The organism is Streptomyces sp. NPDC000941 (assembly GCF_053599555.1).
Genome location: NZ_JBSFMM010000313.1, coordinates 1 through 10386, shown reverse-complemented (window position 1 = coordinate 10386; position 10386 = coordinate 1). Strand labels below are relative to the sequence as shown.

The 10386-nt window shown below is 71.5% G+C and carries 5 protein-coding genes; 1 reads left to right on the top strand and 4 read right to left on the bottom strand.

Annotated elements, in window-relative coordinates:
- The 3 genes from ACWDSL_RS49015 to ACWDSL_RS49005 all read right to left on the bottom strand — a co-directional run.
- Nucleotides 1–1532, bottom strand: a 1532-nt coding sequence (locus ACWDSL_RS49015) for a hypothetical protein (protein ID WP_450495702.1), incomplete at its 3' end; no start/stop codon positions are given.
- A 163-nt stretch (nucleotides 1533–1695) separates the two neighbouring features.
- Nucleotides 1696–4821, bottom strand: a complete 3126-nt coding sequence (locus ACWDSL_RS49010) for an alpha-N-acetylglucosaminidase (protein WP_450495701.1) — start codon at nucleotides 4819–4821, stop codon at nucleotides 1696–1698.
- Between the two features lie 208 nt (nucleotides 4822–5029).
- Entirely contained in the window at nucleotides 5030–8575 is a 3546-nt protein-coding gene (locus tag ACWDSL_RS49005; protein WP_450495699.1) for a S8 family peptidase, read from the bottom strand.
- A 312-nt stretch (nucleotides 8576–8887) separates the two neighbouring features.
- On the opposite strand from ACWDSL_RS49005, the gene ACWDSL_RS49000 reads away from it, so the two are divergent.
- Nucleotides 8888–9856, top strand: a complete 969-nt coding sequence (locus tag ACWDSL_RS49000; RefSeq protein ID WP_450495697.1) for a helix-turn-helix transcriptional regulator — start codon at nucleotides 8888–8890, stop codon at nucleotides 9854–9856.
- A gap of 19 nt (nucleotides 9857–9875) precedes the next feature.
- On the opposite strand, the gene ACWDSL_RS48995 is transcribed toward ACWDSL_RS49000, so the two are convergent.
- Entirely contained in the window at nucleotides 9876–10256 is a 381-nt protein-coding gene (locus tag ACWDSL_RS48995; RefSeq protein WP_450495696.1) for a VOC family protein, read from the bottom strand.
- Nucleotides 10257–10386 lie beyond the last annotated feature (130 nt).

The following is a 10386-nucleotide window of genomic DNA, read 5'->3' as shown; positions in this document are numbered from 1 at the left end:
GCCCAGGCCGCCCGGGCCTCCGCGCCCGCCACGTCCAGCGGGCCGCCGCCCGGCCCGAACCGGCCGGGGGCGCCGTACGTCAGCCGGGCCGGGACGATCTCGCCCAAGTCCGTCACCAGCCGGGAGCCCAGCCGCAGCGCCGTCCAGCTCTCGCACTCCGGCGGCCGTCCCGAGCCGGGCACCAGGCCCGCGCCGCCCGCCCGTACCGGGTCGGTCACCCCGTCCGGGGCCAGCCGCAGCGGCCGCGGTGCCTCGTCGGGCCGCACCAGGTCCCGTACGGAGGGGCGGCGCACCCAAGGAGCCGTCAGATAGCGGACGTTGCCGTCCGCGCGGGTGGCGACCAGCGCGGTCGAGGAGGCCGCGTCGGCGGCGTCGGTCCGCGCGAAGTCCAGCGCCACCGCGCCGGCGTCGCCCCGGCCCTTCTCCGCGTACCGCACCACCCGCAGCCCGTCGTACAGCAGCACCACCGCGACCTGGTCCACCTCGCCCGCGTACAGCAACTGCGGCGGTCCGGACGGCGGGCCCGACTGGGTGCCGGGCGTGACCGACACATGCACCGAGCGGCCCGGCCGCGCCCAGACGGCCAGCGCCCGGCGCAGCAGCGGCGTGTCGTCCGTACGGTCGCCGCGCGCGGGCCAGGACGAGAAGTCGGCGCGGGTGGCGGTGCGCCATGCGCCGGGCTCGGCGCGGGTCAGCTCCGCCGGGTCGAGCGCCCGCTCCGAGGACGGGTTGCGCGCGTACGAGGGGGCCGCCGCGCCGCTGGGGCCCCAGCCCTCGCCGGGCAGCCCGAGCAGCGTGCCGCACACCACCAGCGCCGCGGCGGCGGCGAGGGCCGCCCGTACGTGCTGGCGGCGTCGCATCAGATCGGTGGGCCTGGCCTGCAGCGAACAGGCGTCGAACTCGGCGGACTCCAGCAGCGCCCCGTCCCGGCTGCCCGCCGGGCCGTCCATCTCGTCCGCCTCGATGAGCGCGCCCCGCGGATCGACGACCCCGGCGGCCTTCAGTACCTCGCGCACCTCGGGGTCGTCCATCTCCTCCAGCTCGCGCAGCACATACGCGGCGCGGCCGGGTCCTGACAGCTCCGACAGCGCCTTGTCCAGGGCGAGTTCATCGGCCCCGCCCGGGCGCGGGACCAGCCGCAGTCCCCACACCCGGGGCAGCGCCGGCGCCAGCGGCCCACGCCGCCGCCGCGCGGCCCGCAGCGCGCCGCGCAGCACCCGCAGCCGTACGAAGGCGTACCCGCCGTCGCCCGCCGCGCCCTCCGGCCCGCTCCGCGACCCGCGCTGTCCGGGCAGCCCCGGCCCGGTGCCGGTCTGAGTTCCCGCGCTGTTCGCCCGGTTGCGGGGGAGCGCGCGCTGGGCGAGGGCATGCGCCGCGAGCACCCGGCGCGTGCGCCCCACGCCGGGTGGCAGCACCAGATACGCGAGCCGCACCAGCCGCGGATAGTGCTCGACGATGGCGGCCTCGGCCTGCTCGACGTCGATGAGGGTGGGGGATTCGGAGAGGTTGGCTGTCGCCTGCTGCTGCTCCACGGTTGGTGAACGAGCGCCGGATGGGATGGTCACCGCTCCGGTGCGGCGCCACTGGGCGCCACACCGGAGCGGTGGGGGCCAAGCGATCACCCGAAGCCCCTCGGGGTGACCCGAAGTCCCCAGGTCACCCGACGGGCCATACGGTCACCCGCAGCCCCCGCGGTCACCCCACACGCCACCCGCTGAACTCCGCCGTCCCGCGCGCCACGTTCCCCCCATGCGTCGCGGTCATGAAGATCCCGACGTCCTGCGCGGAGCCCGAGCCCCCCGGCGCCGTCACCGTCCCCACCGTCCGCCAGGTCGTCCCGTCGTCGGTCGACAGCTCGCCCTTGTACGAGGTGGCCGACACCCGTGTCAGCCGCAGCAGCACGGGCGCCTTGACGCCGGTGATCCGCTTGTACGCGTCCAGCGTGCCGTCGCCGTTCGAGTCGTACGACAGCACGATGCCGCTGGACGGGGTGGCGGCCAGGTTCACAAAGCCCCGGGAGCCCGCCGTCGCCAGGCTGTCGCGGGCGATGATGCCCGCCCGCGCCCAGGCGCCCGTCACGGCCTGGCTGACCACCTTCACCGTGACGGCGGTGCCGACGGCCAGCGCCCCCTCCCGGTACACCGACCCGAACTCGGCCGTCGCCTTCCACAGGTCCCGCCCCGCCCCGTCGATCGCGAAACGATCCGACAACTGTCCGAAGACCGCCGCGTTGTTGGTGACCGTCTTGAGGCCGGCGTCCAGCGGCCCGGCCACCCACAGCGTGCCGGTGCGCACCAGCCGCACCCGGTCCTCGCCGCGCGGCCCGAACTCCACGCCGAGCTTGTACGGCAGCGGCTTGAGCGGGTTCTCAAGCGGCTCGTCGGGGGCGGTGGCCCGCCAGTGGACCTCGCCGGTCTTGGCCGCCGGGATCGAGCGGAGCCAGGTGTCGCCCTGCGGTTTCGGGTCGAGGCCGGTCACGGTCAGGTCGAAGTCGACGCGGCCGGTGGCGCGCAGCCCGTTCATATTGCGCAGGGCCGCGGCGATGTCGGCGGTGCCCCCGGGCGCCACCCCCGACGGGGTGGTGGAGACGGTGGCGGTGCCCTGGTACGGGGCCTTGACCAGCGCCTCGTACACCCGGCGCCCCGTGCGGTGGGCGTCCGTCGTGGGCCGGACCGGGTAGCTCTTGCGCTCGCGCGTCCAGGGTTCCTCGACCGCGAACCAGTCGAAGTCGCGCGGCTCGCGCCCCTCGGTCAGCGCGTCCTCCAACTCGTCCAGGTAGCTCTGCCACTGCGGCAGGTGGAAGTCGCCGATCAGGCCGTTCCAGTCGCGGTTGGCGTAGTTGGCGAGCTTTCCGGTGTCCGCGGTGACCCGGTCGGCCCAGGTGGTGATGAGGGTGCGCGCCAGGTGCTCGAAGCGCTCGGCCTCCGCCTCGCCGGACGCCAGCCGTTTGGCGTCCTCCAGCCAGGGACCGAGCAGAAAGCCCCGGTGCGCGCCGGTCATATCGTCGCTCAGCCGCATCAGCTTCAGCCACAGCCGGGCCAGCGTCCGGAAGGCATCCAGGTCCTTGCGCTCGTACGCGTCGTGCAGATGCGGGATCAGCGTCCAGGAGCGGTCGGCGAGCGCCTGGCGGGCGATATCGGTCAGATCGTGGCGATAGGCGTCGGAGTCGCGCAGCGACGGGCGTACGTCCAGGAGCGCGGCGAAGGCGGGGTCGAAGTCCGCGAGGTCGAAGGCGGGGATGCGGGTGGCGTAGTTGGTGCCGGAACGCGCGGTCACATCGGGGCGGGCGGAGAAGACCGAGTCATGCGGGCGGCCGTCGGAGCTGGTGATCTGGTAGGCGGTGTCGCGCAGCGCCGCGTACGCGTCCCGGGCCCGCTCGTCCCGCCCGCCCAGCCGTACGTCCGCGTACGTACGGAACCACTCCTCGCGGTCCACCGCCGCATCCCTCCAGGCCAACTCGCTGAACAGCTCGAACGCCGCCGGATCGCGCCCGACCGCCTCCGCCATATAGGCGGTGCCGACCAGCTTGCTGCCCGGCTTGTCGCGCCACTGGGTGAACCGCCGCGCCCAGATATGGGTCTTGGCGCCGATCGTGGTGCGGCCGCCGAAGTTGGGGATGGTGCCGAAGGCGTACGGCACCGAGCCCCAGTCCTGCTCCCGGTCGCCGATCGAGTCGAGGTCCGACAGGCCGTCCACCACCAGCATGTGGTCGTGGTTCACGGCGTCCAGCAGCTCCCGCCGGGGGTTGGCCTGCCAGCCGAGGATCACCCAGGTCGCGCCGGGCCGGGCGGTCTGCAGGGCGGTCTCCACGGCGCGGGCGGCGTCGGCCACGGGGACGTCCCCGGGGTCGCCGCCCTCGTGCAGCAGGTCCATCTTGAACAGGTCGCATTCGCCGAACAGCTCCTGCTGGTGGCGGTAGAACGAGGCGGCCACCTGCCCGAACGACTCGGTGCGCGGATCGAGCCAGTCGGGGCGCTCGAGCCCGTTCCAGGTGCCCTGCGGGACCGTACGCGCCCCCGGGTTGCGTTCCACGAAGCCGTCCGGGACGGTTCCGAAGTAGCCGGGGTACACCGGCCGCATGCCCAGCTCGCGCAGCCGGTCGGCGATCTTCCGGCCTAAGGCGGTGCGCTTGGCCAGCAGCTCGGGGCTCACCGGCCCGCCGTATGCGCTCATGTTCTGCAGCAGCCACCAGGGCTGGTGGGAGGGCGCGGGCAGCCAGGCGCGCGCCTCCTCGTCGGAGTAGCCGAAGTCCTTGAGGAGGAGGTGGTAGACGGCCTCCTGCCCGGCGGTGACCAGCAGCTCGTTGCAGCCGTGCAGGGCCGCGACGTCGATCAGGTGCTCCCAGTGGTCCCAGCCGGCGAACGGCGCGGTGTAGCCGTCGTGGGTGTCGTTGAAGGCGAAGCGGTGCGGGAGCGAGGTCGACTGCTCGATGCGGGCCCGGGGCGCGGGCAGCGTCTTGGGCAGGTTCAGCTGGTCCCCGGCCCAGGTGATCAGGGCATGACAGGTGTACTTGAGATACCAGTGCACCCCGGCGAGCAGCACCGCCGGGCTGGTCCCTGTCACCTCGATCCGCCCCGGCCGCCCCGAGACCTCGAACCGCTCCTCGCCGCCCTCGCCCTCGACGGGCACCAGGCGGAACTGCTTGGCGTGCTCCGGCAGCAGCCGCTCGAGGGCGGCGCGCGCGGGCGCGGTGTCGAACACGGCGTGGTCCTCCGCGCTTTCCGTTCCCTCGGCGGCCGCTGGGGACTGGCTCCCCAGGGCGGCCCCGACGCCGAGTGCTCCGGCGGTTCCGATCAGCGTACGTCTGCTCAGATCGCTCATGCTGGTGCCCCCAATGACGCCCGGCCCGGGCCAACGGTGGTATGTGAGCGGCACGTTAACGAGGGTGACGGGGTGGCAGCAATGGTGCGTACGGGGTGTCCACCCGTACGGACCCGAGCGCCGGCAAGCCCGCGGGAGGCCTCCGGATGTCACTCCGGGGCATCCCGCGGCGGTGGTGTCGTGGGGTGTGTGGTGCTGTGAGGAGCGGTTACCCGAGGCCGAAGGCCCGCTTGACGGTCTGGTCGATGGTGTTGCCGGACGCTTCGGTGGCCTCGGTGCGCAGCGTCACATAGCCGGGGGCCGCCGAGGCGCGGGGGAGGCGCAGGGTGCCGGTGTACTTGCCGGTGTCCTGGGACGGGCTCAGCTCGACGGGGGTCCAGGTGGCGCCGTCGTCGTAGGAGGCCCAGGTCCTGACCTGGGTGACCTTGCCGTCGGTGTTCGGCGGCAGCGTGGCGTTGACGGTGATGGGCAGCTTCTTGCCCGCCTTGACCTGGTTGCGCAGGTTGAGGCCGATGTCGTAGGAGAGCTTGGGCATCGGGATCTGCCTGGAGATGCCCGTCTTGGTGACGTTGATGGTCCACTCGGTGGTGGCGGACCTGGAGAACTCCCAGCCGGGCGCATCCCGGTCGACCTTCTGGACCGCCCGGTAGGTGCCCGGTTCGAGATCGACGTTGTAGAAGGTCGTGTAGAAGTAGTCGTCCTTACGGGCGATCTCCTTCTCCCCGCGGTACAGGACGACGGACATCTTGTCGTCCCAGACCGCGACCGGCAGATGCGAGGACTCGCCGTCGGGGAACGGAATGGCGCCGACGGAGAGGTAGTCACCGACACCCGGCGAATAGCCCTGGTCCATCCAGGTCCCGCCGCGGGTGGGGTTGGCGACCTGCTTGAACCAGTCGACCGTGCGCCGTTCACCAGGGGCGAAGTCGTGCCAGCCGGTGTCGAAGACGGCGACGCCGTCGGAGCCGGCGATGTCGACTCCCGTCCAGTAGTCGACCTCGGGGCGGGCGGTGACGTACTCCTCGCGTGCGGTGCCCAGCTGGATCGGGACCGTGGTGGAGGCGTAGAACAGGCCGCCGACGTGACCGGTCGCCTGCAGCAGGTTGCCTTCCTTCTGGGCGTGGGCGTAGTAGTTGGCGTCGATGCGTGCGGTGTTGGTCTCGTCCACGGCGAACTTCAGCCCGTTCTCGGGGATCGAGCGGGCCGAATTGACGAGGTCGTACTGGAAGGGGCTGTAGGGGGTGCCCTTCAGTTCGACACGGACGGTGCGCTTGGCGGCCTGTGCGGCCAGCCGTTCGCCTTGTTCGCCGTCGAGGGCGAAGGCGGGTACGGCGGTGGAGCCGGCCGGGGCGACGAGGCGGCCGGGGGTGTCGTTCGCGACGGCCACGGCGGCGGCGCCGTGCTCGGCCGCGGTGTCGATCTGCTCGGAGATCGGCACGTCGGCGCTGCGGGTGACCAGGACGAGCCTGTCGCGGGCGCGGATCCCGCGGTACTCCTCGGCCGTTCCGGTCCCGGCGTCGACGACGGTGAGCGTACGGTGGCCGCTGAACTTCTTCGCGCCGTCGAGCTGGGTGGGGGCCAGAGTGAGGGGCCGGTTGGTCTTCGCCTTCGCGGTCAGTACCGGGGCCGTGAGGGAGGAGAAGAGTTCGAAGCCGGTCTTCTCGTCGCCGGGGGAGGGCAGGGTCGAGATGCTCTTGATGTTCCCGGGCAGCAGGAGCACGTACTCGTCGTAGGTGAACGCGCCGCCTCGCCACTCGGTGGCGCGGCCGGTGTCGACCTTGACGTCGGTCGCCTTGCGGGCATCGAGGGTGAAGGTGAGGTCGCGGTCGACGGTCACCGACGAGTCGAAGGCCGCCGTCGCTTCGTCGATCCAGTTGCGGGCGGCGTCAGGCGTGAAGATGTTCGCGTACATCTTGTACGTGCCCGGTGCCACGCGCAGCCGGGCGACCCCCTGGGCGTCGAACGTCGAGGCCGTGCGGATCGGGATATCCGCCTGGAACAGATACGCCTGGCTGGGGCCGCCGGCGGCGACACCGTCGGCACCGATGCCCTTGATGGTGACGTCGTACATCAGCTTCTCCATGAGGAAGGAGAAGGGGAAGACGACGGTGGTGCCGTCCTCGGCCGTGGCTGACAACCGACCGCTATAATGCGTGTCCCGGGCCAGGAGGTTCGGGTCGGCGGTGACCGTGATGTCGGCGGACTTGCCCGCCGGCACCGTGACCGAGGCGGCGGACACGGTCACGGCGTCGTCCGGCAGGGGCTTCCCCGCGGCATTGACGCCCGTGTCCTTGAGGGCGAAGGTCTTGTCGGTGCCGGAGGTGTTGTGCAGGGTGATCTGGCGCGAGACCGGCTTGTAGTCGCCGTCCTCGGCGTAGCGGATCGCTCCGAGATTCAGCGCCGCGGGGGTGCCGTAGGCGTTCTGGGACACGGCCCGGGTCAGGTCGACGCGTCCGGCGCCGCCTTCGGCGGCCTGATAGCCGCCCGGCTTGGAAGTGGTAACGAGGGCTGCCTTGAGCTGCTGGGCGGTCCAGGTGGGGTGCTGCTGCTTGAGGATCGCGGCGGCGCCGGCGACGTGCGGGGTGGCCATCGAGGTGCCGCTGGCGGAGGTGTAGAGGTCGTTTGCCGGGGTGCCCATGGAGGTGCCCGCGGCGCGGGCGGCGAGGATGTTCACGCCGGGTGCCGAGATCTCGGGCTTGACCGCGTAGTCACCACTGCGCGGCCCGCGGGTGGAGAACGGGGCGAGCGCGTCGGCCTTGTCCACGGCCCCGACGGTGAGCGCGGCGCTCGAAGAGGCGGGGCTGCCGATGGTGCGGCGGCCGGCGTTGCCCGCGGCGACGACGAACAGCGAGCCGGTCTCCTCGGAGAGTTCATCGGCGGCAGCACTCATCGGATTGCTGCCGTCGTCCGGGGTGTCGCTGCCCAGGCTCATGCTGATGACATCGGCCCCGTTCCGGGCGGCCCACTCCATACCGGAGATGATCGAGCTGAATGTGCCTGAGCCGTCGTCACCGAGGACCTTGCCGACCACCAGATCGGCCCCGGGCGCGACTCCCTTGGCGCCGTTGCCCGCGCCGCTGCCGCCCACGGTCGCGGCGACGTGGGTGCCGTGCCCGAAGTGGTCGACGGCGTCCGTCCCGCCGGTGAAGTCCTTGCTCCGGGAGATCCGTCCCTTCAGGTCCGGGTGGGTGGCGTCGACGCCCGTGTCGAGGACGGCGACCGTGACGTTCTTGCCGTCGAACCCGGCCTTCCACGCGTCCGGTGCGCCGATCTGGGGAACCGAATCCGCGAGGTCGACCTTGACCTTGCCGTCGAGCCAGATCCGCTCCACTCCGCGCTTCCGCAGGTCGCTCGTGCTGTCGTAGCCGCGCCAGAAGCTCTCCGCCCTGTCCTTGGCCACCGTGACCGCGAGCGCGTTGATGCTCTTGAGGGCACGGCCCCCTTCCGCCTGAGAGGGCTTCGTCGGAGCCTTGGCGCTCTCCTGGTTGTCGACGATGACGGGAACCGGCTTCGAGGCGCCGTACCCATTGCTCGTGAGGGTGTCGATGTTGAACAACTCACGGTCGATACGGCCGCCGTTGACGCCGGCCTGGGCTGCGGAGGGGATGGCGTAGGTGTGGCCGTTCTCCTCGTAGAGCGTCACGATGCCCCGAGAGGGCCCGGAGCTGTCCGCGCTGATCGACTTTTTCCCGTTCATGCCGTGCACGGTCAGGACATCGCCGGTGATCAGTGTGGTCAGGACCGGCTTCGTCATCGCTTGCGGGCTGGGGCCGGACTTGGCTGACCGGCCGGCTGCGGCTTCGGCTGCGGTTGGTGCGGGGTCGGCAGCGGCCGGTCCGGCCACGAGCGTGCCCGCAACTACCGCGGCGGCGGCCGTGAGTACGGCCGCCGCGCGGAGTCTTCCGGGGTCTCTCATAGAGAATTCCTCCTTCGGCCCGGGCTGCTGGACGCACCGGCCCGGTTACCGGAGGATGCTCGCGCAAGTGTCCTGTTCATGACTAGGAAGCGAAGTCGTCAGCAAGCGGATTCTGTCCGCTAGAGGAATCCGCTATACGAAAGGGCTGCGATGCCTCGGGAGTTGTCGGCACTGTCCGGCCTCGGGATGCCGGACGGCACGGAGGCGGTCTACCTCGCTCTCCTCAACCGCGGAACCGCCACCGCATCCGACCTCGCCCGCGACACCGGGCGCACCATCGAGTCCACCACCACCCTCCTCGACTGGCTGCGCGCCAACGGCCTTGCCCTTCGCGCCAACGTCCTGGCCACGGCCGGTGACTCCGGCGCCGGATGGTCCGCGGCCGACCCCGATCGCGCCCTGCGAGCGCTGGTCCTCAAACACGAAACCGAACTGCTCCAGGTCCGAGGCTCGCTGCCGCACCTTCACGAGGCCTACCGCCGCTCCCGGCGCACCGACCGCGGCGAGCGCCCATTTGATCAGCTGGACGCCTGGGAGGACGTAGGGCACCGCTACCACCAGCTCCTGCGCGACGCCCGCGACGAAATCCTCATGTGGGACACCGCCCCCTACGTCGCCGGTGAGACCGGAAGCATGGAGAAGCAAACCCTGCAACGAGGCGTGACCTTCCGCCAGCTCTGCGACCCCGACGGCCTCACACCGGAGGTGAGCGCCCAGCGCGCCTCGATCGGCGGACTCCAGGCCCGTATCCACCCCGACCTTCCGTTCAGGGGAGCCATCGCGGACCGCACCACCGCAGTCATCACACTCGACCACGAACCGCAGAACGCCAAAGCCCTGCACCTGCGCTCTTCCCCGCTCCTCGACGGCCTGGTGATGCTCTTTGAGACCAGTTGGAGCCGGGCCGTCCCCATCGGCGGTGACCCCACCGGACTGAGCGAAGAAGAACGCGAAGTCATGACCCTGCTCGCCGCCGGGATGAAGGACGAGGCCATCGCCCGGCAGCTCGGCATCACCACCCGCACCGTGCGCCGACGCGTACAGCATCTCCTCGCCGCGCTCCAGGCCAAAAGCCGCTTCCACGCGGGGGTCGAAGCCACCAGACGCGGATGGGTTTGAACCTGGCCGGCCGACCCGCTCAGAGTGGGTTGAGGCGGGCCTTGAGCAGGCAGAACTCATTGCCCTCGGGGTCGGCGAGAACATGCCAGGACTCCTCGCCGGTCTGGCCGATGTCGGCCGGGCGCGCCCCGAGCTTCAGAAGGCGTTCGAGCTCGGCGTCCTGATCGCGGTCGGTGGCGTTGACGTCGATGTGCAGCCGGGGCTTCCCCCGCTGCGGCTCGTCGCTGGGGCTGAGGATGATCGTCGGCTGCGGGCCGCCGAACCCTTCGCGCGGCCCGATCTCGAGGGCGCTGTCCTCTTCGCGATCGAGCACGACGAAGTCCAGGACCTCGCACCAGAACCGCGCCAGCGCCTCGGGGTCGCGGCATTCGAGCACGAGCTCACTGATACGGCATGCCATGGACGAAACCTGCTCTCCGGGTGGGAACTGGGCACTCGCCCGAGACCGTACTGGGCGAGGCGGCGTCGGAAAACTGATTTGCGGTGAGTATGAGACAGCGACACGCCGACACGACGGCGTGTCGCTGTCT